This is a genomic window from Nostoc sp. CCY0012 (assembly GCF_963920855.1).
Taxonomy (GTDB): Bacteria; Cyanobacteriota; Cyanobacteriia; order Cyanobacteriales; family Nostocaceae; genus Cyanocohniella.
Genome location: NZ_CAWUDM010000040.1, coordinates 25,068 through 48,059 on the forward strand (window position 1 = coordinate 25,068; position 22,992 = coordinate 48,059).

General features: G+C 40.5%; 19 protein-coding genes. 5 read left to right on the plus strand and 14 right to left on the minus strand.

All coding sequences use genetic code 11. The features are described from left to right. Positions 1 to 3 precede the first annotated feature (3 nt). Entirely contained in the window at positions 4 to 2,955 is a 2,952-nt protein-coding gene (locus ACM0OS_RS13535; protein ID WP_414543709.1) for a pentapeptide repeat-containing protein, read from the minus strand. A gap of 144 nt (positions 2,956 to 3,099) precedes the next feature. Between ACM0OS_RS13535 and ACM0OS_RS13540 the strand changes: the two genes are divergently transcribed. From ACM0OS_RS13540 to ACM0OS_RS13555, 4 genes are all read left to right on the plus strand, one after another. After that, on the plus strand, positions 3,100 to 4,881 hold the full coding sequence (locus ACM0OS_RS13540; RefSeq protein WP_414543710.1) for a DUF3685 domain-containing protein: 1,782 nt from the start codon (positions 3,100 to 3,102) through the stop codon (positions 4,879 to 4,881). A gap of 298 nt (positions 4,882 to 5,179) precedes the next feature. Further along, complete coding sequence (locus ACM0OS_RS13545) at positions 5,180 to 5,893, plus strand: diacylglycerol/polyprenol kinase family protein (RefSeq protein WP_414543711.1); 714 nt, start codon at positions 5,180 to 5,182, stop codon at positions 5,891 to 5,893. A 373-nt stretch (positions 5,894 to 6,266) separates the two neighbouring features. Further along, positions 6,267 to 6,698 (plus strand): hypothetical protein, encoded by a 432-nt coding sequence (locus tag ACM0OS_RS13550; protein WP_414543712.1) that lies wholly within the window; start codon positions 6,267 to 6,269, stop codon positions 6,696 to 6,698. A 13-nt stretch (positions 6,699 to 6,711) separates the two neighbouring features. Continuing rightward, complete coding sequence (locus tag ACM0OS_RS13555) at positions 6,712 to 8,862, plus strand: SUMF1/EgtB/PvdO family nonheme iron enzyme (protein WP_414543713.1); 2,151 nt, start codon at positions 6,712 to 6,714, stop codon at positions 8,860 to 8,862. 118 nt (positions 8,863 to 8,980) lie between these two features. Here the strand turns inward: ACM0OS_RS13555 and ACM0OS_RS13560 are convergent, their stop codons facing one another. The 9 genes from ACM0OS_RS13560 to fdxB all read right to left on the minus strand — a co-directional run bounded on the left by ACM0OS_RS13560 (position 8,981) and on the right by fdxB (position 15,894). Further along, the gene (locus ACM0OS_RS13560; protein WP_414543714.1) at positions 8,981 to 9,169 is read right to left on the minus strand and encodes a type II toxin-antitoxin system VapB family antitoxin; all 189 of its coding nucleotides are present in this window, start codon (positions 9,167 to 9,169) and stop codon (positions 8,981 to 8,983) included. A 372-nt stretch (positions 9,170 to 9,541) separates the two neighbouring features. Beyond that, positions 9,542 to 10,006, minus strand: coding sequence for an ArsC/Spx/MgsR family protein (locus ACM0OS_RS13565; RefSeq protein WP_414543715.1), 465 nt, complete (start codon positions 10,004 to 10,006; stop codon positions 9,542 to 9,544). 67 nt (positions 10,007 to 10,073) lie between these two features. Then, the gene (locus ACM0OS_RS13570) at positions 10,074 to 10,688 is read right to left on the minus strand and encodes a cupin (RefSeq protein ID WP_414543716.1); all 615 of its coding nucleotides are present in this window, start codon (positions 10,686 to 10,688) and stop codon (positions 10,074 to 10,076) included. A gap of 2 nt (positions 10,689 to 10,690) precedes the next feature. Continuing rightward, entirely contained in the window at positions 10,691 to 10,858 is a 168-nt protein-coding gene (locus tag ACM0OS_RS13575; protein WP_414543717.1) for a hypothetical protein, read from the minus strand. Positions 10,859 to 10,885: 27 nt separating this feature from the next. Then, positions 10,886 to 11,371 (minus strand): hypothetical protein, encoded by a 486-nt coding sequence (locus tag ACM0OS_RS13580; RefSeq protein WP_414543718.1) that lies wholly within the window; start codon positions 11,369 to 11,371, stop codon positions 10,886 to 10,888. A 90-nt stretch (positions 11,372 to 11,461) separates the two neighbouring features. Continuing rightward, positions 11,462 to 12,049 carry a cytochrome c oxidase subunit 3 gene (locus ACM0OS_RS13585; protein ID WP_414543719.1) on the minus strand — a complete coding sequence of 196 codons (588 nt, stop codon included), beginning with the start codon at positions 12,047 to 12,049 and terminating at the stop codon, positions 11,462 to 11,464. Positions 12,050 to 12,317: 268 nt separating this feature from the next. Continuing rightward, positions 12,318 to 13,988, minus strand: coding sequence for a cytochrome c oxidase subunit I (gene ctaD / locus ACM0OS_RS13590; RefSeq protein WP_414543720.1), 1,671 nt, complete (start codon positions 13,986 to 13,988; stop codon positions 12,318 to 12,320). Positions 13,989 to 14,119: 131 nt separating this feature from the next. Continuing rightward, positions 14,120 to 15,082 (minus strand): cytochrome c oxidase subunit II, encoded by a 963-nt coding sequence (locus ACM0OS_RS13595; RefSeq protein WP_414543721.1) that lies wholly within the window; start codon positions 15,080 to 15,082, stop codon positions 14,120 to 14,122. Positions 15,083 to 15,600: 518 nt separating this feature from the next. After that, positions 15,601 to 15,894 carry a ferredoxin III, nif-specific gene (gene fdxB / locus ACM0OS_RS13600; RefSeq protein WP_414543722.1) on the minus strand — a complete coding sequence of 98 codons (294 nt, stop codon included), beginning with the start codon at positions 15,892 to 15,894 and terminating at the stop codon, positions 15,601 to 15,603. Between the two features lie 957 nt (positions 15,895 to 16,851). Here fdxB and ACM0OS_RS13605 point away from each other — a divergent pair. Continuing rightward, on the plus strand, positions 16,852 to 18,462 hold the full coding sequence (locus tag ACM0OS_RS13605; protein WP_414543723.1) for a helix-turn-helix domain-containing protein: 1,611 nt from the start codon (positions 16,852 to 16,854) through the stop codon (positions 18,460 to 18,462). Here ACM0OS_RS13605 and ACM0OS_RS13610 read toward each other — a convergent pair. The 4 genes from ACM0OS_RS13610 to ACM0OS_RS13625 all read right to left on the minus strand — a co-directional run bounded on the left by ACM0OS_RS13610 (position 18,448) and on the right by ACM0OS_RS13625 (position 22,450). After that, positions 18,448 to 19,095, minus strand: coding sequence for an acetoacetate decarboxylase family protein (locus ACM0OS_RS13610; protein WP_414543724.1), 648 nt, complete (start codon positions 19,093 to 19,095; stop codon positions 18,448 to 18,450). The genes ACM0OS_RS13605 and ACM0OS_RS13610 overlap by 15 nt on opposite strands. A 49-nt stretch (positions 19,096 to 19,144) precedes the next feature. Further along, positions 19,145 to 19,270: a hypothetical protein gene (locus ACM0OS_RS13615; protein ID WP_414543725.1), complete on the minus strand. Its 126-nt coding sequence runs from the start codon at positions 19,268 to 19,270 to the stop codon at positions 19,145 to 19,147. 10 nt (positions 19,271 to 19,280) lie between these two features. Further along, positions 19,281 to 20,558 (minus strand): AAA-like domain-containing protein, encoded by a 1,278-nt coding sequence (locus ACM0OS_RS13620; protein WP_414543726.1) that lies wholly within the window; start codon positions 20,556 to 20,558, stop codon positions 19,281 to 19,283. A gap of 518 nt (positions 20,559 to 21,076) precedes the next feature. Beyond that, positions 21,077 to 22,450: an AAA-like domain-containing protein gene (locus tag ACM0OS_RS13625; protein WP_414543727.1), complete on the minus strand. Its 1,374-nt coding sequence runs from the start codon at positions 22,448 to 22,450 to the stop codon at positions 21,077 to 21,079. Positions 22,451 to 22,992 lie beyond the last annotated feature (542 nt).

Below are 22,992 nucleotides of genomic sequence, written 5' to 3' on the forward strand. Positions count from 1 at the left end.
TGATTATTCATCCTCATCATAAGAATGAGCGCCAAAAATGGTTTCATCCTCGTCATCATCGGATAAATTCATGGACAACATTGGCTCATTTTGTAAGTTTTCCCTGACATTCTTTTCAGGAGTATTGTGATCCCAAACCTGTGTATTAACTGTATGGTCAGCAACACCGTCAAATGATTGCTGTGATAATAAATTTTTCAGGGTATAATACTGCTCTAGAGAAAACAATGCACCATTGAGTTTGGCAATTTCTCGGTTAGCATCAGCGAGGACGGCATTAAATAAGCAGGTATTAGTGAGATTGACACCTGTAAGATTGACACCTGTGAGATTAGCATCTGTGAGGTTAGCATCTGTGAGGTTAGCATCTGTGAGGTTAGCACCAGTCAAATTTGCCCCCTTTAACATCGCATTTGTTAAATTGGTACCCTGAAGATTTGCTTCAATTAACACGACTTGTGGTAAAAATATTCCTGAGAGGTTGAGTCCAGCCAGAGATTGGGGGATGATTCGCTGACTCAAGGTACTATCAGGCAAAACTGCTATTCTACCCATTAATACCAGTAGCGCTTCTGGATAGAACTCAGCTTGATTGTGGGGATTACCACCAGGAGAAAAGGCGACTTTCATAGCTTTGTAGCCAGCACACAACACTAAAAAGACATTTATACCCACCGCAGCATTTACCTGCTCAAAATTCACGGGGTTATGCAGCGTGTGAAAATAAGTTAAAGCTTTGTGTCCTATTCCTTGATCTAACCAACGACCTTGACAATAAACACGCCAGAAAGATTCCAGACGTTGCAATATAATCGTCAGCGAAGAATCGCGGCTGTGCTGGTGTTTTAATGCTTCAACAGTTAGTTCTACAACTTCCTGACTGAGAACACCGTAACCGAGTAAATTATAGAGATGTTGGGCAACACTGCTAGGAGATTCTAATAAGAAGGTGCGTGTCCCGTAAATATCATCTTGATATTGGCTGAGAGTCTGTAGTTGATTGGCAATAGCTTCAGCACAGAGGTATTCGCCTAATTTGGCATGAGAAAACTGAATGCTGGTGTTGGGGACATGGGGATGCGAGTTGGTTTGAAAATAGAAGGCTGGCAGAACGTGAGGATCTGATTCTGCTGGTAAAGTAACTGCATGACCATTGCCATGTAAAATTTGTAGAGCGATCGCCTGTATTTGCTTGAATAAATCTTGGGGATGACAACCAGAAAGTAGATTAGCGATCGCTTCTTGGGTTCTGTGAATATGAGCCGAACCTGAACGCAGTAACATGGTTTTGGTGCCGCCAGTTACCGGATATCCCCACAACCACCGACTCAGGCGATGATGAATTTCCCATAATATTGGTGCTGCTGTTGATTGGTTATTAGCAGCAAATTGTAATAATTGCTCATCTAATAATCCGTCACGGTGTAGCACACCCAACAAATACAACATCAACGGTTGACGCACCAGAACAGCAAGTTGTGGTGACTGAGATTGATTATTAAATAACCCAGACTGCTTTAAAAACGTAAAAAAGTTTTGGGCAATAGATAAAGATTGCACCTTTGTCCACTGCTGAAACCATTGTTTTAATTCGTGTAACTCCAACGGCTGAATAGTAATTCGTTGTAATTGCAGTAGTAATTCTGGGGCGATTTCTTGTAAAGTTGCCGTTCTGGTCGTCAAAATAATCTTATGAGGGCATTCAGACTGAAATTTCAGTAACTGTTGGATAAACAATGACTTTGCCCTACTACCCTGATGAGAAGCAGGTAGTTCATCTAAACCATCTAGCAGTAACAGACATCGGGGATATTCTTGCTTTAACCAAATACTGAAGTTGATATGAACATTCAACGGAAAAGCAGAATTAAGGGTTTCCGCTAAAGTTTGACCATATTTGATATCTCGTAGCCGAATGATAATTGGCATCCAAGTCGGGTAAAGTTCTTGCGCCACCTGTGCTGCCCACATTTGACAAAAACTGGTTTTGCCATAACCAGACTCAGATTCAATCACTGCAATGGTTGCTGTATCTGCTAATTGTTGCTGCGCCCATATTTTTAAATCAACTGGGTAGGTATTTTTTTGATCCAGTTGTTTTGGTAAACCTGTCAGCGGAATATAAATATCCTTGAGGGCAAAGGATTCCATGAATAATGGTTCACTGAGGCTGTGGAGCAGACTGGCACGGTAATCTTCCCGGTACAGGTCAATTTTGTCATCCACTGTAGAACCAGCACTGGGGTTAATGCTAGCCGTTCCCAAGCGCAAAAATTTTTGTAGTTGAGCTAAAGGCAGGGCATTGTGAGCCACAACTGTTAACAGGTGTCCAGGAAGTGTATGGGCCAAACGCTGGGTTAACAGTTTAGCTTGTACTTCCTCCGCACCGTTAGCCATCAACCAAGCTCCGGTGGCATTATTCATTTGTTGCACCAATAAAGAATCTGCCACCAAAGACAGTGCTTGTTCCGCTTGCGTGTCGCTCAGTTTCCCCGGATTCAGCGTTTTTAAAAGTGCTTGTAATGGGGCATCTGCAAGGGTGAGTTTACCCATTTCCTCTTTCAACAACTGTCCTGGAGATGGTATGATTGCCCGGTTAAGCCAAGGTCTTTGTAGACTTTCTTCTTGCTTTAAAATTTGTTGCAGAGATTGGAGATAAGCAATTTGAAACGCCAACCATGTACCCTCGTTCCGTTTTAGGGCTTTTTTCTGACTGAGATGACGTAATATACTTTCAGTTAATTGAGCAACTACAGCGATATCATCCCTAACAGCACCTAAAGGTTGTTCTAAAACCTCTGTTAAAGTACAAATGTCAAAGGGCATGAGGCTTTTAACTTCCATATCATCAACAATCCGGTAGGCAATACCTGCCAATTGCCCACCAGAGAATCCCCTAATTTGATTCATTTGAATATGGCGCTCTGCCAACCAATGCCGAATACTGAAGTTCATTTAATTACATTTTTAATAGCCGCCTATGGCAATTATCATCTATTTATCTAGGTGGCGAAAACAAGTAACAATGAGTAAGACTAAGCAGAAATCAAAAGTTTGCGGTGACTGTGCAACAACAGGCCTTGTGTATTTGTTCAAACTATGAGCGAACAACCCCTGAGATTATTGTTAATTGACCAAGACCCTATATTTCGCCTAGGACTGAGGGTAGCATTGGAAACCCTACCTGACATCCAAGTAGTATCGGAAGCAGAAACAGATACAACGGCCTTACAGATATTAGCAGAACTTGCCCAACAAGACCCTAACCAAGTAAATTTAGTGGTTTTAGAACTAGGTAATGGTCGCTCTATTGCCAGTCAGCAACAAGGATTGCAACTTTGTCAACAACTGAAAATTCAGTATCCCAAATTACCCGTTTTGCTTCTGAGTTCTGTGCAAGAACCAGGATTAATATTGGCAGTAAGGGCTGCTGGTGTTAATGGTTACTGTCCTAAAGGGACTCCTATTGCTGAATTAGTAGCTGCTATGGCAGAAGTGGTAAATGGTGGTTCTTATTGGTTTTCCCCCAGCAATAGAACAGATGCCACTCCTTCCCATAATGCCATCACGCCATCGCCTCCTCTCCCCCTAGCCAGGGTAAGAAAAAATTGGTATCTGTCAGGAATTGGCTACATTGAGGCCACCTTAACCGAAGTTACAGGACAATTACAAATCCCCGGATTGCCATTAATAGATCGAGCCGTTTTAGCTGGACAGCGACGGGAACTGTTAGCAGCGCGTTGGTTACTGAATCGGCTATTAATTTTGCCCCAAGAAAAACGACAAGAACAACAACAAGAATATATTTCTTCGGCGCAGGAAACACCAGTCATCTCCTCAATTAGTAGTGCTATTGTTCCCTTAGAGCCGCCACAGGAGCTAACTTCGCCACCTTTACTGAGTCCGCGATCGCTCCAATCTGATTTATTTTCATTATGTGTGACCAAATTGCAGTTTTCTTTACAAAATGTCACAGATGTGGCTTTAGAAATTGATATTTTTCGGGAAACCAAAAAACGCGAATTACTTTATCTGATTTTACAAAAACTAGCTCAACAACTTGATAATTTACGCGCCAATCCCATTACAATTACTCAATTAGAAAGTTTAAAAGACAGCATATTGTATGATTTATGGCAAGCTACAATTACAGATTTTTTTGGTAAATTTTATCGGGTACAAGTAGGAAACCAAAATATAGTAATTGTTAATTTATTATTACAAAATTATCGAGTTGTCCAAATAGATATTATCAGTAAAATTCCTTCAGTGGTTGAGTTATTATCTTATTTGCTATTGCAAACAGATTTGCACATTGATAACACTTCCTATGCAGTAGGTAGCACTGAAGCGAAAAACCAGGCATTAATGATATTAGAAAATTTATTAATTCAAGTAGCTAACGGTGTAGTACAACCATTATTAAATTATTTAGCAGATGTAGAAGAAATTAAGCAAAATTTTTATGACCGCCGCTTAATATCCACCAGAGAAATTGAGCGCTTCCGTAATGAATTGTCATGGAAATATCGTTTAAATAGATATGTCAAGGAACCAAAAGCCATCTTTGAAAGTAGCTATGATTTATTTGTTTTAGCACCCCGCGGTATTGCCAAAGTTACCATTTATGCCCCCCGTGGTCAAGAATTAGCCCAGCTTTCAGGAGTTCGCCTATTAGTGACATTACTACTAGAATTTCGGGATGCGATCGCTCCGCGTTTACAATCTCTATTAGCTTTCGTCGGTAGTGGGATTGTCTTTGTGCTAACTAAAATCATTGGTCGCGGTTTAGGCTTAATCGGCCGGGGAATCCTCCAAGGTATTGGCAGTGTGTCATTTACAGAAAAAAACTTTAAGCGCAATAGTGAGAAGCCGAAATGAGAGGCTAGTACCGCTGCGCGGAAGTCAAAAGTCAAAAGTCAAAAAGCTTATTTTATAGGCTTTTCATTGATTTCAACTAGTCTGTTTATTTACGCCGACTTATGGTAGGGAAAGTTTTCTTCCCAATAACTAAGTAGAATGGTGTAAATAATTAAAGGTTTGTAGTGAGGACTTTAGTCCTCTAATAAGGACTGAAGTCCTTACTACGAAACAAATGCAATTTTTTTAAATTACTTCACATAGTTTGGTTTTTTCAAGTCGTTCTATTTAATAACTAATAACTAATAACTAAGAACTTATGAATAATAGTGATTTGATCGGTTTAGCAGCTTCTTATACTTATGTTATCTGTCTCCTGGCTTTTGGTGAGGGACTGCGTAGACTAATTGGCGTCAAACCAGATTTAACCCGTAAAGTTATCCATATTGGTGCAGGGATGTGGGTCTTTGGCGTACTTTTGCTGTTTCAAAATTGGCAAATCGGTATTATACCCTTTGCTACATTTATTGGCGTTAATTACCTGTTTTATCGCTATCGGGTTATTGGTGCAATGGATACAGCAGACAGTTCACCGGGAACAGTGTATTTTGCTATTTCCGTGACCCTGTTATTTACATTACTTTGGCGACCAGATACACCAGGAGATAATGCCCCCATTGCTGTGGCTGGAGTGATGGCAATGACTTGGGGAGATGCGCTGGCTGCTTTAATTGGTAGGCGTTTTGGAAAGCATCAATACCAAATAGGAAATTCTGTGCGTTCCTGGGAAGGTTCGGCGGCGATGTTAGTAGCAAGTACGGTGGCGATATTCCTGGTACTGCTATTGTTACCGGGTTCAACACTTAGCCCCCTAGCAGTAAGTATTAGTACTAGTCAAGCTTTCTTGGTGGCTTTAATTAGTGCTGTAGTTGCTACCCTAGCCGAAGCTATCTCACCTTACGGTACCGATAACCTGAGTGTGCCGTTAATAGCAGCAGGGACTATATGGGTACTTTTGCAAAGTTTTTCATGACATGGCGAATGGGGGACGTGTTTTGTCCTAGATGTTCTGCGTCTGGAATTAAATAAAAGTTTAGGTGTGGAAGATTTTGCTGCTTTGGTATTGACTAATTTGCTCTGCTTATTGCCAGTTTACGTGTTAATACTGAATAATAGTATTGTGGTTAGAATTTCCCCAAAAAACCAGCCCTAGCGATTAAAAATCGCGGCTATACAACCATGACGCACAGCATCTTCCCTCCGGGAAGTCAGCCTCTGTGGGTTGAAAAACTTTAATTTTTGGTTAGTCTGTGGATGGGTACTTAGTCTGTGTAGTAGCGAATTTGATTCGCCCACACCTTTGGTAAAAGCTAGTTAAATCAAGAACAATTTAAATAATTAAATTTATGTCAGCAGATTCTACCCCAAATGCCATCTGGATTATTACCGAAGAAGTGGCTGAAAGCTCAAGTACAACTACTGAAACAGTCACAGATAGTGTAACCAGAAGTAGTGGAGCCAGAAGCAGCCGCGATACAGGGGGACTACTCGGCGGATTTGAAACCAAAGAAGAAATAATTTTCAGCCAAAAAAAAGGCGAACTAGTCATTACTAAACGCAAAGTAGAGGTAAGTAAAATCAAGCAAGAAATGAAGGGATTTCTGCAAGCAATGCGGGAAATGCTTGATGAAGCGGAAGAACCCAATTCTAAAATGCAGTTGGATGAGGTGGAGCTTTCAGTAGAAATTAATGGCGAAGGACAAATTAGCCTGTTTGGGATTGGTGGTGGTAAAGCCGGCGGAAAAGGAGCGATGACTTTTAAATTCAAGCGGAAATAATCGGTACTTGAATATGGGTAAGAATTGGGCGATCGCCATCGGCATTAATCAGTACAATAATCTTCAGGATCTAAACTATGCCAAGCGAGATGCAGAGGCGATGGCTATTTGGTTTAAACAAGAAGCCAAATTTGAGCAAGTTTTCCTATTTACTGATGATTCTCCCCCAATTCCCACCTATCCGCCAATCCCCACTCAACCAACTGTTGGTCTGTTGCGGGGATTCTTACATAGACAGTTTGACGAAATTATTATCGATGGGGAGATTCAACCCCCTTTATTAAAACCAGAAGATAATTTGTGGTTTTTCTTTGCTGGTCATGGCAATCGATATAAAGATAAAGATTATTTAATGCTCTCAGATAGTGTCGTGGGAGATATAGAATATACTGCTATTTCTGTTGATTATGTAACTCAAAGATTGCGGCGTAGTGGCGCTGGAAATGTAGTGTTGTTTTTGGATGCTTGCCGTGATGAAAGTAGTCGCTCTGGCTTGGGAATCGGTGAGCAAAGACATCAGGGAGTCATCACGTTTTATTCTTGTACAGCTAACCAAAAATCTTGGGAAATTGATGAATTACAACACGGCTCATTTACCCATTCGCTATTAGCAGCATTGCAATTACAAGGCGAGGCTAATTGTGCTACAGTCGAGCGTTTAGCACAAAATTTAAGTTATCAAGTTCCTCGTCTGAATACTCACTATGGAAAGAAAGCACAAAATCCTTACTGGCAAGCAGATCCACCTTATAAAATGTATTTTATTTTATTAGAGCAAACTGCCACATTTAAAGATGTAGAGCCATTAAAATATCAAGCATCTCAAGCTGAAAACAGAGGCGATTTATCATTAGCAAAACAATTATGGGTGAGAGTTTTAGCTGTATCTCGTGGTGATTGGGAGGCAATTGAAGCGATTGAAAGAATTGCCTGTAAGCGAGGAAATTTTGAATCGATAATCACAACTGTTGAACCTGTAACTTCATCAAGCGGAGGTAGATCAGCCAGTGCTGAACTGTTGGCTCAAAAGCAAGAAAAAGAGAGAATCAAACAGCAGCAAGAAGCAGAGAATCGCAGACAGCAAAAGCAAGAAGAACATCGGCAGAATTTATCTTGTTATCAGCAAGCTTTATCAGAAGCAATTGAGCGAGAATTTCCCCTAAGTACAGCCAGTCGCATGAAGTTAATAAGCTTACAACAATCTTTGCAGCTTACTAACGAAGAAGTTGTGGAGATTGAACAGCCAATCTTCGAGCAAAAGCGGGCGTCTAAAGTAATGGGATTACCCCTGTGGACGGTTGACCTTGAAACGGTAACGGTAAATGAAAAAGGACAGGTAATTAAACGATATTCTAACAAGCAAGCTCAGTTCTTTAAAGAGGACTTGGGCAATGATATAAATCTAGAAATGGTTTCTATCCCTGGTGGTTCTTTTAAGATGGGTTCACCATCAGGGGAGAAAGGTCGAAGTTCCGATGAAAGTCCGCAGCACGATGTAAATGTACCTGCTTTTTTCATGGGTAAATATCCAGTCACCCAAGCACAATGGAAAAGAGTAGCAGCACTACCTAAAGTTAACCGTGACCTGGAAATCGAACCATCTCGTTTTAAAGGAGACAGGCGACCAGTAGAGCGAGTGTCTTGGTATGATGCCGTGGAGTTTTGCTCCCGTCTTTCAAAACATACAGACAAGGAATATCGTTTACCAAGTGAGGCAGAGTGGGAATACGCCTGTCGAGCAGGAACCGAGACACCATTTCATTTTGGAGAGACGATTACAACTGAATTAGCTAATTACAATGGCGATTATACTTACGCTTCTGAACCAAAGGGCAAATATCGTGGAGAAACAATAGAAGTAGGCAGTTTTCCACCCAACGGCTTTGGGTTATACGATATGCACGGGAACGTTTGGGAATGGTGTCTCGATGATTGGCATGATAGCTACGAAGGAGCGCCAACAGACGGTAGTGCGTGGTTTGATAATAATGATAACCTTTATCAAAAACAAGGAAGAGCCGTGCTGCGGGGCGGTTCTTGGGCCCCCGATCCTATCTACTGCCGTTCTGCTTTCCGCCTCATCTACAGTAGGGCGGTGCGCGTCGTCATCAACTACAGTTTTTGTTTTCGTGTGGTGTGCGCTGCCGGGAGGACTTTCCGGTAGCCCTTTATACTTTTCCCCTTTTTGCCCTTTGCACTTGTTCTTTTTCCCTTTTAGAGTGTAGCGAAGCGGAACGATCAAAATTTTTTTTTTAACAGAGTGCTTGACAGGTTGCGGCTGTTCAGATATCCGAATGGTCAAAGTCCGGGGTGAACTGGATTTTTCCGGCGAGGTCAAGAAGGTTTTTCTTTCTACGCAAGCGGACAAATTCTTGCAGAGTGAGGTTCAGCAGTTCTTCTTGAGTGGTGATGTTGGTAAGTTGGAGAGCTTCGTTAAGAAGAGCTTCATCAAGGTGGAGAGTTATTTGCACAGGCTGATTATTGGAGAACTAGTTTTAGGGAAAATGTGTTCTTTTGAATATTATTTGCGTGCAGCACATTTAGGGCTTATTTGCATATTACTCTTAGAGCGTGTTTGAAAAGTTTTTTGATATAACTTTAGGCACTCATTGATACCCCCTAACCCCCCTAAACCCCTTCGGGGATGCGCCTTCGGCGTAGAAAAAAGGGGGAACCAGAATCAAAGTCTCCCTTTTTAAGCGATGTCCTGAGCTTGTCGAAGGGGGAGATTTAGAGGGAACTAAAACTTTTGATACCAACAAGAGGACTTTTCAAACATCCTCTTACGCCACACAAAACCGTCCCTCAAAAAATCGCAGAGGGACGGAACAGTTAACAGTTTGCTAATGACCTTTATGATGGTGATGCTCATGACCGTGACCATGACCATGAGAGCAGCCTTGTAAATTCTGGCTCATGAGGCTTTCGCTCACTTGTTTTAAAGACTCATCCACGGGTTTTAAGCCAATCCAAGCATCAAGTTTTTCGACATCAAAACCTACTTCACGGCGATTGTCTACTTCTAGCAAAGGACGACGAATTAACAGAGGGTCTTGCAACATCAACCCTAATGCTGTTTGTGCATCTAATCTTTCCGGGACTACCTCACCAGATTTTACCTTGGGAGCAGAAGGATTAAACCATTCGCTTACCGGGCGATCGCCAAAAAAAGATCGCAAGCGCTCAACTGTCCAAGGTTCCGAGAGAATGTCATATGCTACCACTTCATGACCAGCAGCGGTTAGCAAGACTTTTTGCTTGATACCACCCTTACAACCTGGTTTGCTGTAGAAAATTACTCTAGCCATTGTATGCTCCCGATGTAAATAAATAACGGATGGAAAAGGGACTAAAGGTTAGTTAGTCACCCCTTCATCAAAAATTCTTTGCTTGATGGGTAACTAAATTGAACTCAAATCTCTCTTTTGGATCAGTTTCCCCGTAAAGATTAAAAGTTACAGTAGGTTCCTCACTGACTGCTTGGACACTGTGAATTGCATCGGGCGTGAAGCTGACAATATCTCCAGGAGATAAAGTTATTTCTCCCGTTGGTTCAATTTTGTCGGCAAAATCTGGGCTGGGGGTACGTCGCCAAAAGGTATTTTTCTCTTGACCTTTTAATACAGCAACTACTCCCCAAGTTCCATGATTATGAATGTTTGAACGCGTTCCCGGTGCAAATGTTACCGTTTGCACTGTCAAGGGAAAACCCAATTCATCGTATAGGAGTAAAACAGAGTTTCCCGTTTTGGTATCAGGCTCTAAATGTTGACTTTGTACCCAATAAGAATTGACAATCAAACGTCTAACCAGCATTCGGATTTCTGGCAGACGAATAGATTCATCATCCACTTGATTGAGAACGTCTTCTAGCTCCGCTAAAAACCGATAGAGACGGTAATTTTCCCTCAATAAATCCCAGGCTCGTACAGATTTACAAACTTGATACTGACCATCTCCAGTTACTAGCCAATCCTTACCTTGGAACATGATTAAAATGTCAATTGGGAAGATTGAGGCAAGACTATTAAAGGAGGTGGATAGTTGTTGGGACTATCGGGAAGACTGGGAAAAACTGGTATGGAAATAGTAGAAGGAAAAGGGTTGGGATTGGGATTGTCAGATAAAGATACAGGTTGATAGATGAAAAAACTATTCATGGCAGTTGATGGTTGATGGTTGAGTAATTAATCGTCTTCTTCTGCGGGACGGGTCAAAATGTCTAGTAGGATTCCGGCTCCAAAATCATTTTTTTCGTCAATTTGCTTGACTCTATTACTGATTTCCTTTGCCTGCTCAATTTCCCCTAATTTTGCTAATACCAAACCAGAAGCCGCATAAGCGTTTAAATACAATCTGATTTGTGGTTCCTCTTGCCGTTTCACTAATATGGGCTGAAGTTCTTCCCAATTATTTGGGAATTTTTCTGCTTCTTTAATTTTATCTAAAACTTTGGTTGCTGTTTGTAGCGCTAGTGAATAATTATTTTTATAATAAAAAAATCTATATGCTGATACCAACACTTCTGTATAATTTCCAGTCTTAGCTAAAGCTTGATGAATGTATTTTTCAGATTCCGTAGTATTTTCCCAGTTTTCTGCTGCCAGTATTAATAACTTTTTAACATCTTCTGGAACTTGAAACCATGAGAACTTATTCGCGTCAAGTTGCATAGTAATCTCCTTTAGAAATTGGGGATTTGGAACCAGAGATTAGGGATTGGGAAAATTTTTACCTAGCCCCTAGCCCCTAGCCCCTAGTCTCTAAAACAACGTCAAAATGTACACTAAAGTGAACAAAATAATCCAAATAATGTCCACAAAGTGCCAATACATTTCTGCCATTTCGATGCCAGTATGTTTGGTAGCAGAATAATGACCGGGACGACGCGATCGCCACACTACACCCAATATCAATAACAGTCCCACAAATACGTGCAAACCGTGGAACGCTGTCATGATATAAAAGCAGTTGGAGAAAACATTAGTAGTCAGGCCATAGCCTAGATTCATGTACTCATAAACCTGACCAACTAAGAAAATCGCCCCCATAAGTGCGGTCACAAGATACCAAAACCGCATTCCCATAACATTATTCTTTTTAATTGCCACATCACCTAAATGAATGACGAAGCTACTAGATACCAGAATAATGGTGTTAATCGCGGGCAAAAATAATTCTACTTCTGTTCCTTCTGGTGGCCAAACTTCTGTAATGCCTCTAAAGAACAAATAAGTAGCAAAAAAGCCCCCAAACATCAGTGATTCAGAACAGAGGAATGTCAATAATCCCCAAATTCGTAAATCTGGATGATGTTCTTCGTGATGTTCACTTGTCGTTGCTACAGTCATATTGTTTACCCTCTAAATGTCCAACCAGAATGAGGTACTGTGTAATACCAAAATTACCTTTCTTTGCTGTATACCTTTGCGCCTTTGCATCTTTGCGTGAAACAAATCATTTTCTCAATCAGCAACGCCTGTTGTTGAATAGGGCAAAAGAAACAAACCGCAAAGATGCGTTAGCGAAGCGTCTCGTTCGCGTTAGCGTCTCCGAAGGAGAAGAGAAGGACACAAAGGTAAGAGGGTTAAAAAGGGTTTTGGCAATTACGACTAATTGTTAGGCGCTAATTTCTGGTGTGCCAACGGGTTGTACTTCAACATGACCGTAGTCGTAAGGGCCATGAGTCACAACAGGTAATTCTTCCCAGTTTTCAATCAGGGGTGGTGAACTGGTTGTCCATTCTAAGCTCAAGGCTTGCCAAGGATTATCACCCGCCAATTCTCCTTTGCGCCAACTTTGCACAATGTTGAGAGTAAAAGGAATAACTGATATGGCTAAGACAAATGCACCAATGGTACAAAGTTGATTGAGGTCAACAAATTGGGGGTCATACATGGCAACCCGGCGGGGCATTCCTTGTAAACCCAACTCGTGCATGGGGAGGAAGGTTAAGTTAGTGCCGACGAAGGTGAGGGCAAAGTGAATGCGTCCCCAGGTTTCATTCAGCTTGCGTCCGGTCATTTTGGGGAACCAATGATAAATACCGGCGTAAATGCCAAACACGGAACCACCAAAGAGGACGTAGTGGAAGTGTCCCACTACATAGTATGTGTCGTGGACGTGGACATCAAAGGGGGCTGTTCCCATTGTCACGCCGCTTAAGCCGCCCATAACGAACATGGACAATAAGCCAATGGCGAAAAGCATGGCACTGGTGAAGCGAATCTTACCACCCCAAAGGGTAGCAACCCAGGCAAATATTTTCACGCCAGTGGGTACGGCGACGATGAGGGTAGAAATTGTGAAGAATATCCGCATCCAACCGGGTGTACCACTGGTAAACATGTGGTGAACCCATACGAATAAACCGACTACGCAAATAGCGACGCTAGAATAGGCGATCGCTTTATAGCCAAAAATCGGTTTACGGGCATGAACTGGGACGACTTCGGACATGATGCCGAAGATGGGCAGAATCATTAGATATACTGCTGGGTGGGAATAAAACCAGAATAGATGTTGGTAAATAACAACGTTACCGCCGGCATCTGGTTTGAAGAAGGATGTACCAAAGTTGAGGTCAAATAACAACAGCACTAAACCCGCAGCTAATACGGGTGTAGAAAGTAGGGCGAGGACTGAAGTGGCTAAGATTGCCCAGCAAAATAAGGGTAGTTGATCCCATTTCATGCTGGGAACCTTCATCATCAGGATGGTGATCACAAAGTTCACCGAACCCAAAATGGAGGAAGTTCCTACCAAAACAATGGCCAAAATCCAGAGTGTCTGGGCGATGGGTGCTGTCACCAAGCTTAATGGTGGGTACGCTGTCCAACCAGATTGGGAACCACCAAAGATAAAACTAGCTAAAATTAGTAGTCCGGCTGGGGGGTTTAACCAAAAGGCGATCGCATTCAGTTTGGGAAAGGCCATATCCCTGGCACCAACCATCAAGGGGATGAGATAGTTACCAAAGCCCCCAATGGCGCTGGGAACAATCCACAGGAAGATCATGATCGTCCCGTGATTGGTCATGAAGGCGTTATACAAGTTGGGGTCGAGTAAATCTGACTCTGGTGTGGCTAGTTCGGCGCGGATAGCCACCGCCATCAGTCCACCGATGAGATAAAACGCAAATGCTGTCACTAGGTATTGAATCCCAATTACCTTGTGATCCACATTAAATGTGAAATAGTCAGTCCATTTCCACGCCTGGGGATGGTTTTCCGCCGTTGTTTCTGGATTTCCTTCGGGTGGCGTGTTCCGGGGAAATTCTACCTGTGTCATAAGCTATTTTGCGACAATTTATTTTTGTCCTTAGTCAGTTGTCATCATTAATTAAGGGAATAACTAACCGCAAAGGACGCAAAGTACACTAAGGAAAGAGGTTTGGAAAGTCCTCAAGCAATGACTAACGATTACTTTTGAATCTGGGCGAGGGTGGTTGTGTTGACACCCAAGTCATGAATGTGGGGTGCAAGAAACTCTGATGTTGATAGTTCCGCCGGATTTACTGCTACGGCTTGATTGAGGTCTTGCGCTTGAGCGATTTGGCTTTGTGCTAGCCAGTTATCAAATTCTTCTGGGGTGTGGACTATGACTTGTGTCCGCATGGAACCGTGATAACCACCACACAGTTCTGCACAAACTACAGGATATGTACCTACTTTTGTGGCGACAAATCGTAATTGGGTAGCAATACCGGGAAGTGCGTCTTGCTTCAACCGGAATTGTGGTACCCAAAATGAGTGAATGACATCTTGTGCTGAAAGATTCAGTTGCACATCAGCACCAATGGGAACGTGTAATTCTCCAGTGGTAATGCCACTATGGGGATAGTTAAATATCCAGGCGTACTGCATCCCTTGGACATCAACAATCAAGTCTGCTTGTTTTCCTTGTGATTTGGGAGATGCACCAATACCAATGTTGGCGGTAGTTGCAGATGTTGAGGTGTCATCGAGAGTAGCAGCGATCGCACTACCACTGACATGAGCCATAGCATGAGGATGACTCCCCGGCTCAAATCCGCCCATTTGGTTGTACACATCTACACTGTAAATGCCCAAACCAACGACAATGACGGCGGGGATTGCTGTCCAAAAAATTTCTAAAGGAAGATTGCCTTCTACTGGTGTACCATCGGTGTCATCACCTGCACGACGACGGTACTTAACTAGAAAAATTAGAATCGTTCCTTCGACAATCAGAAATAGGGCGATCGCAATGGTAAACATGACATTGAAAAATGCGTCTACCAAGGGTGCTTGTTGCGATGCTTGTTCTGGCAGTAGAGTATTATTTTGACCGATCCAAATACTGATTACTGTGACTACTATACCAGCAACCAGAGTCCATAGTGAAACAGGAACTTTTTGCATAGGTGCTACCTGCTCTATAAGCCATCATTAAAGGTGTGATTTTCTGGAATTGGACAATAGGTATTGGGTATTAGTGATTCATGTGATAACTATTGCCCTACTCCCTACTCCCCACTTTTGCTTTTACACATTCACAGGGCAGCGTTTTTTCTTTTCACTTATTAACTTTCTATCTCACACTTACAGAAATTGGGGGAATTTTCCAGATCATTTCACATCTTTCCCCCAAAAATTTCACGCTATATTTAATTCCTACGACGGAAGCACTTTGTGCTTACAAAAAATTAGTTGTTTCCAGATGACACCATTAGCTCTATTATTGATACAGTTCAATTATCAGCAAGTATAATTTTGTCAATAACTAACAATTTACGATTTACAAATCTGCTTACTATGAACTCTTTGCTAGTTACAGTAAGTATTTAATATTCCCCTCTAGATACCTTGCTTAGACATTCATGCTTGATGCTGACGGTGCCTTTTGGAACAACCAAGTCTGTAAGCAATTCACCTATGCATTAATTAGTTAATGCCGCATGGGTATAGCAATTTTTGGAACAAATTCTGGCACAAGCTTCACAACCAATACAGTTTTCTGGGTTGGCAATAACCATCACCTTACGTTCTATTTCATCATCATCTTCATCCTCTACAAATTCTCCATCTTCGTTGAGTGCTTTCAAACTCAATACATTGTGACCACAGATTTTAAAGCATCTGCCGCAGCCGATACATTTCTCTAGGTCAATTTCCTGGGCAAATTTAGGTGTCCAGGTATTACCGCCAAATGTCAATCCTGTTAGTTGTGCCATGAATAAACCCTCGGCAATTCCGCCTACAAAATTGTTTGTACTTTAATCATCATCCTAACCCAAGATGATTGTCTTTTTTAACTATTAATCAATTATTTTTTTGTTGATTAAAATTTCATGACTTTCTGATATTTGGGACGTACTTGTACTGTTTTTATTGATTAAATGAAAGTTTTTACTATTAATAAGTCAGCGATTGGTAATTTACAGATGATTGAAAACTCAACTAAAAGCTGGGTTTTATAGAACTGGATGTTTTTCACATCACTCAGGAAAAACTTAAACAGTACACTTTGTTGCTGTGTTCAATGAAATTAATTTTCATTTTGACTGCTGGCACAAATAAAAATATGTCAGAAATTGTAGCCGCATATACATTTTATATGTTTATTTATTACATTCAATAATAATGCTTTTGTTATTTATAAAATAATAAAATTGAACTTTTTTGTAATGTGATTTCTTCTATATTTTCTAAATCAAAAACCTACATTAAACATTGATTTATGGATAAAGCAAATTGTATATTTAACAACAGAAAATTAATCTGCGTTAAATATTAAAATTATTAATAAACAGAATGAAGCCTAGTAATAATTTACATATATGTTCTTTGAAAACACTTTGGGTAAGTCTCTCTGGTCAAAGAAAACAGTTTATCAGCTAACTTTTGATTAAAGTATTAAGAAAGCCACCTAGGCTCATTATGAACAAATTTATGCCCGTATTTATGAAATGTATAGTTAATAAAGAAGTAATCCACAGCAGCCTCAAAAGTTTAAATAAGCTTCCAGTTGGATGTGTATTTTAAATACGGATGTGGGGAATTATGACAGCAGGAAGAAATTTTTCTTGCTGGAAAGATAATTTGGTGGCAAGTGACGAATAAAAAAACATCCAGGGGAGACTTAAACCAAACATCTCAACGATTAGAGTGGGAAGAAGCCCGATAGCCGTATGCCTTATACAATTCCTAACAACAGTTGCGTTGGATGTGACAACTGCCGCCCACAATGTCCGACGGGTGCAATCAAAATCGAAAACGATGAATACTGGATAGATCCTGCTCTTTGTAATAACTGTGAAGGCTATTATCCCGAACCACAATGTGTAATGGCTTGTCCAACTAATTCGCCCATACCTTGGCAAGCTAAAAAAGGTAGATGTAAACTTGAGCCGAGAGATGCTCCCAGTCACGATTTATTCGCCAACGGTAAAAATACTCCGTTTGCTTCAGCGATCGCCATCTGGGAAGCTTGCAATGTCTTAGCGCAACGGACATCTCTCAATTGGGAAATTGATGCTGAAGGATACCTGTGTTATGGGCGTAAACTCAAACAAGGAAGAGGTGCGATCGCCTTTCACATCCAAGATCCATTCCCGGTTAACAATGGCGATGTCCCAACTCAAAATCGCGTCACCGAGTTAGCTGCCATAGAGTCCCTTGATATTCGCGCTACTTGTATTCATTTGATGTTTGCTGCCTATGCTACATCCTTAGATCAACCTTGGGAGGACGAATTTACCATTGACGAACGCCAAATTGAGAAATATTTAGGCTTAGAGAAACGAAAAGACCTCAGTAAAAATGCCAAGTTGGCTTTAATGAAAAACATCGTCCAGCAGGCTTGTTCGTTGGTAATTTCCATTGACTGGCCCCAACAAGGACGAGTCCCAGGATTTTCGGTAACAAAAAGCCGCCTATGGCACTTAGTCAATATTCAGCATCACTTCCAAGAAGACGATTTAGGGTGCAAATATTTGATTGGACTAACTTTTAAAGTCAAAGCTGGCATCTGGGCAAAGTATTTCTTAAACAAACAAGCATGTAGAGAGCGAACAGCATTTTATCAATATGGTAGTCTACCTAAAACGCTGTTAACTACAGTTATGAGTATTTGGCAGCAGCATGAAGGCGCAGTTCGCATGATGCTATGGTTGCTGTTTAAAACCAAAATGGGCAAAGAACAACGCATCACCATTCCTACTTTGCTCCGCATCGCTTATGGGGAAGAAAAAGTTGCTGTTGCATCTAGACAACGCGAAGAACGTAAGCGCTTGCTGCGAACTTTTGAAAGTGACCTAGAAATTCTCAATCATCATGGCATCAAACCGATGTTTGACCCAGTAACTTACCCGTTAGAAATTCAACCTTTGTGGGCGAAGTTAATGGGTATTCCCGAAGATCCAGACGAAGCATTAGAATTTTGGATTAATGACGGTGGTGGTAATACCCGCCTCACGGATTCCGGCCCCCGTGGTAAATGGAATCTGTTGATGAATGCGCGGATTTTGTCTTTTGAATTACCGACGGAGTGGGAACAGCAAATATCGGACTCCCAAAAAAAGCAAAGGCGAACTGTCAAAAGCCGAAGAAAGGCCGTAACTACAAGCGAATTACCTGGCGAAGAAATTTTGCAAGCGCGAAAAAACTTAAAACTTTCCCAGAGGGAATTAGCCAAGTTAACAGGTAAAAGCCAAAGTTGGATTCGTGATGTAGAAAATGGGCGCTTGAAAGCTAAGGTGGAAGACCAAGCAATATTAAGGAAAGTACTAAATATTACTTAATTTACCTGTTCTCTGTCCCACAACTTGTGGTGCATCAACCCATAACCTCATTTGCTCACAACAAACAGTAGCAACAGGCTGACTGAAATTGATACCCGCAAAAGGACTTGTAGCCGGGACTTGTACGTTGCAACCCACCAAACCCAAACGAGCATCAAGTTCAGCCCGAAATGCTAATAAATTAGTATTCATGACGCTGAAAGCAGAAGCGCTTAACTTTTGTCGCCATGCTAGACTTTGCTGATTGTAATTGAGATGGCACAGCAGGCGATCGCCTTGACGCACAGTGACATTTTTTCCTTCCCAGGTAAAATCGGCAAGTTCTTTGGGTAATCCCCAAATTTCCCGTCCACCAGCTACAGAATCAGCATTATCTACATATATATGGGAAATCCAAGGGCCTATTTTACCTTGATAAAACACCACAGCCGAGACAACAATTAACTCACTGTATTGCAGCACTGAGCCTGATTCATACCGAGATAAATAGATACCACCAAGAGTTTTACCAGGCCATACAGAAATAATATTTAACTCTGTCGGCACAAGTGAACGCACTTGTTCAATATTGACCAAATGCAGAGTTTGAATAGCATCGCCTACAAGTGTCCAAGGTGCTGAAGGATAAGACATATCATTTCCTGAACATTTGATTTTTGACTTCCAAGATAGCGGTACCAGATTAATGGCACAAAGAGCGATCGCTCTCTTCCACTGCTATGTTATTTTGCAAATAATTTTGTACCAACTTGCAACCATAAGCTAGTGCATCTAGCTGGAGAATTTGCGGCAAATTCCACAAAATCATTGTATTGTCATCACCACCTGAAGCTCAAACTTTTACCCAACGCCCAATTTTGAGCATCTTTTAAAGCCTCTCCCCGCAATAAACGTGACTCATCTTTATAACCTGATGCTACCCAAGCATTAAATATTTGTGAGTAAGGACGGAGATTGTCTAATTGCCTAATTACCCATTGGTCATTAAAAACTTGTCGATAAATTAGATTTTTAATTTTCAGGTAGCCTTTGTGTTTCTCAACTAAACCAGATAACAATAATTCTGCCTGTTCTCGACTATCATCGATGGCTAAAGGAGGGTTAGCTTGTCCTTCTGTTCCGGCGGTTTCAGCTTCTAATACCTGCTGATAAAGACCTAACAACCGCCCTGCTCGTTGTTCATCATAAAGCAGGCGATCGCGGATTGTGCGTAAATGTTCTGGTTCGTCTTGAGATTGCCAATGCTGAATAATCTGCTTTTTGACCAGTTGTTCTATCCAGTACCCTTCAGTAGCTGGAGGTAAATCAATTTTTTTGTTTGGTGTTTCCCAGGCAATTTGGACAACTAACTGACACAGTTTTTGCGTCAAAAAAGGTTGTCCACCTGTCCAGTCAAGAATCTTCTGTAATACTACTTGCGGTTGACTGACTACTTTTTCTAATCCTTTGAGTAATGGTGTTGTTTCTTGGAGTTGAAAACCAGACAACTCGATTGCTGCACCAATATTAAAAGGTGTGCGCCGCTTATCAGTAATCAGGTCAGATGGACTAGCTACCCCAAACAGTGCAAATCCTAAACGTTGAAATTTTGGGTCGTGCGATCGCTGATTATAGCAATGACGAATCCAGGCAAAAAAGTCACTGACTGCAAAACTCAAACTTAATAAACTATCAATTTCATCTATAAATATAAAAAACCGCTGATTTTGTGCTGGATCCAATAAAATTTCTTCTACAAATTGATTTAGCTTCTGCACCGGAGAAAGACCCGCTTGCATCTCCCACCAACATTTAAAATTAAAATTTTCAGCCAGATTTAAATCGTAAAAAAGACTAATAACAATCCCTTTGTACCATTGTTCACTTGTTGTATCTTCACTACCCAAGCGGGTCACATCTAGATAAACACAGCTATGACCTTCTTTTTTCAGATGATTACTTGTGCGATGTAGGAGTGATGATTTACCCATTTGCCGAGCATTGAAGACATAACAAAAATCGCCAGCTTTGAGACTGGCATAAAGTTGTTCATCTGTCTGACGAATAACGTAGCTAGGATCATCGCTAGGGAGACTGCCACCAACTTGGTATTTCATATCATCTTTTGATAGCAAATAAAGAAACTAACACAATAATTAGTAATTTGTAGAAATTTTGTTGCCATTATATATGGTCACTCTTGATAAGTAAGACATAGCTTAACTATTATCAAATACAATAACCAAAAAGTTTTATATGATTTAGATTTTTTAGATAAATTCCTTAACTGTCTTAACTGTCCTTTTAATGTGTAATTTTCTGGTTAAATGTCTTAATTGTCCTTGCAATTTACTGATATAAGTAATACCATTATTGACAGACATAATATAAATTAATAACTTTACTTCAATAAAACAGCATAAATAATTAAATATTTGTATTTTCTAATAAAAATGGCACCAGCCAAATATCAATTGTATGATATATGCTACGCAATTCCCAGTTCTTTGCATTTAGAAGATACCCCTAAATAATGAATCTTTAATAGTGGCAAATTCTCTGATTTGCGTCAGACGATATCATTCCACAATCAAGGAACTTGAAAGGTTAAAACACCCTTGATTGCAGAATTTATTTAGGTCAAAACAGACAGTTGTTTTCTGAAATAAGACCGATAGAGTTCACAACGGGGTAAGATGCGATCGCCTTTAAAGCAAATCAATCCTAAACTTTCGAGTTTATAGGTATCCACAGGATCAAGAATCACACCTTGTTCTGCTACAAGCTCAGTATATATTTCTAACAATTTAGGATTAGCTTGCAGTTTTACCCAGTATCGCCATAAGTGATGACGATAAATGCCACCATTAGCCATCGCCTCTTGTATTAAATCTTGTAAAGTCATATTTTGAGATACAAGACAAAACAAAGCTATTTGAATCAGCGCTGGATGACCTCCCACAAGAGACATTAATTGAGCAATTTCTTGACCAGAAATCCAATCTAGACCGTATCTTTTGGCTAAATCTTTTACTTGTTGCTGTGTAAATTCGCCCAGACGGATAGGTAATCCAATATTAAATGGTGAGCGGTTAATATTTAGGGAAATATACTGTTCTGTAGAGTAAACCACCACTAATCTTAGCTTCTGCCAATGGTGCTTTTGTCGTGCCTCCTCGCACCAAGAACGCAACAAAGCAAAAAACTCTTGAGCAATGTGAGGATACTCAAAAAAGCAATCAACTTCATTCAATACCAGAACGATAGGATTGTGACTCTGCTTGAGAATATGATTATGCAAGTAAAAACTACAGATTAACTTATGTCCAAGTTCCTCATCCCAATCATCATCAAGCTTAGGTTCCATCCCTAATTGTTGGGATATTTGCCAACAAATACAACGCAAAAGTTTACTTAAGTTAGTTAAACAGTTGTCATCAATTTGGGAGCAATTGAGATTAACAGTCTGATATCCTTGTGTCTGTGCAAAGTCTAAAAGACGCAGTACCAAAGAAGTTTTACCCATTTGTCTAGGAGACAAAATTCTAATTACAGACCCTGGTTGCGTAAGTTCTCGATAAACTAATTCTTCTATGGGTGGACGCTCAACATATAAAGGGGAATCTAATGCTACTGGCCCATCTGGATATGAGAAACAATTTTTTAATTGATCACTAGAAAGTTGAGACTGATTTTCTGAAGAAAAACTGGATATTTCAGTTTCGTGATCTTCACTCAAAGCTTTGTAATCTTCTCGATCTAATTTTAGATTAAAGGCACTAAAGCACAATTGGAGAGTTTTTTGATCTACACCTTGACTCAAAGACCACAATCGACTCAGAGTTTTAGTAGAAACATTGACCACATTGCTCAGGTCATCTAAACTTAAGCGATCGCCTTTGTTTTCTGCTATTTCCCAAGATAAAATCGCTTCTTGTAACCGCTGTAGTCCCTGAGAAGTTAAGACAACTCCTCGTCTTCTTTTAATCTTAGTTTGTTTAAGTTCCATAAACTGTGTACCAACTATTTTTTGCGGACACAAAATCTACTTGCTGGAGTCTGATGATCCAATTGCTAGGAGAATTTAATTCGATGGTTAGCGTCGAAGATTTAAAATTTCTCATTTAAAAAGCAGCCAAAATCAGCAACAAAAATGCTGCACTAAAATTGACTAGATTTTACTCAAGCCACTTAGAGTTATAAATGAAATTTGTTGCAAAATAAGCTAAAGAGTCTAAATACAGATAAAGCTAATTTAATCCCTTAAATGACTAAAATCTAGCAATTACTGGTATTTGAGCTTTTCTAGGCTTTATTTAGCCGCAAATTCGTGATTTTACATTGATTTACTGCTATTTTAATTTACTTCAGTTCTTTAAGTAAGATTTTAAACTTTTCATGAACTTAATTTAAGCGCCCTATAGAGTTCCTCCATGAAAAACTTACAGCATATTAACATCATAATAAACTGATTAAAGCGCACTTAGTGTTCTAATTTACTTTAAATCCGCCAAATATTTTGTCGATTATAATTACAATATTTGTAACAAA

Coding starts and splice junctions, on each gene's coding strand:
- fdxB (WP_414543722.1), bottom strand. CDS start 15,894: ATGGCACAACTAACAGGATTGACATTTGGCGGTAATACCTGGACACCT.
- ACM0OS_RS13605 (WP_414543723.1), top strand. CDS start 16,852: ATGCCTTATACAATTCCTAACAACAGTTGCGTTGGATGTGACAACTGC.
- ACM0OS_RS13565 (WP_414543715.1), bottom strand. CDS start 10,006: ATGGCTAGAGTAATTTTCTACAGCAAACCAGGTTGTAAGGGTGGTATC.
- ACM0OS_RS13585 (WP_414543719.1), bottom strand. CDS start 12,049: ATGACTGTAGCAACGACAAGTGAACATCACGAAGAACATCATCCAGAT.
- ACM0OS_RS13615 (WP_414543725.1), bottom strand. CDS start 19,270: ATGATTTTGTGGAATTTGCCGCAAATTCTCCAGCTAGATGCACTAGCT.
- ACM0OS_RS13535 (WP_414543709.1), bottom strand. CDS start 2,955: ATGAACTTCAGTATTCGGCATTGGTTGGCAGAGCGCCATATTCAAATG.
- ACM0OS_RS13625 (WP_414543727.1), bottom strand. CDS start 22,450: ATGGAACTTAAACAAACTAAGATTAAAAGAAGACGAGGAGTTGTCTTA.
- ACM0OS_RS13620 (WP_414543726.1), bottom strand. CDS start 20,558: ATGAAATACCAAGTTGGTGGCAGTCTCCCTAGCGATGATCCTAGCTAC.
- ACM0OS_RS13595 (WP_414543721.1), bottom strand. CDS start 15,082: ATGCAAAAAGTTCCTGTTTCACTATGGACTCTGGTTGCTGGTATAGTA.
- ACM0OS_RS13555 (WP_414543713.1), top strand. CDS start 6,712: ATGGGTAAGAATTGGGCGATCGCCATCGGCATTAATCAGTACAATAAT.
- ACM0OS_RS13580 (WP_414543718.1), bottom strand. CDS start 11,371: ATGCAACTTGACGCGAATAAGTTCTCATGGTTTCAAGTTCCAGAAGAT.
- ACM0OS_RS13570 (WP_414543716.1), bottom strand. CDS start 10,688: ATGTTCCAAGGTAAGGATTGGCTAGTAACTGGAGATGGTCAGTATCAA.
- ACM0OS_RS13540 (WP_414543710.1), top strand. CDS start 3,100: ATGAGCGAACAACCCCTGAGATTATTGTTAATTGACCAAGACCCTATA.
- ctaD (WP_414543720.1), bottom strand. CDS start 13,988: ATGACACAGGTAGAATTTCCCCGGAACACGCCACCCGAAGGAAATCCA.
- ACM0OS_RS13575 (WP_414543717.1), bottom strand. CDS start 10,858: ATGAATAGTTTTTTCATCTATCAACCTGTATCTTTATCTGACAATCCC.
- ACM0OS_RS13610 (WP_414543724.1), bottom strand. CDS start 19,095: ATGTCTTATCCTTCAGCACCTTGGACACTTGTAGGCGATGCTATTCAA.
- ACM0OS_RS13545 (WP_414543711.1), top strand. CDS start 5,180: ATGAATAATAGTGATTTGATCGGTTTAGCAGCTTCTTATACTTATGTT.
- ACM0OS_RS13550 (WP_414543712.1), top strand. CDS start 6,267: ATGTCAGCAGATTCTACCCCAAATGCCATCTGGATTATTACCGAAGAA.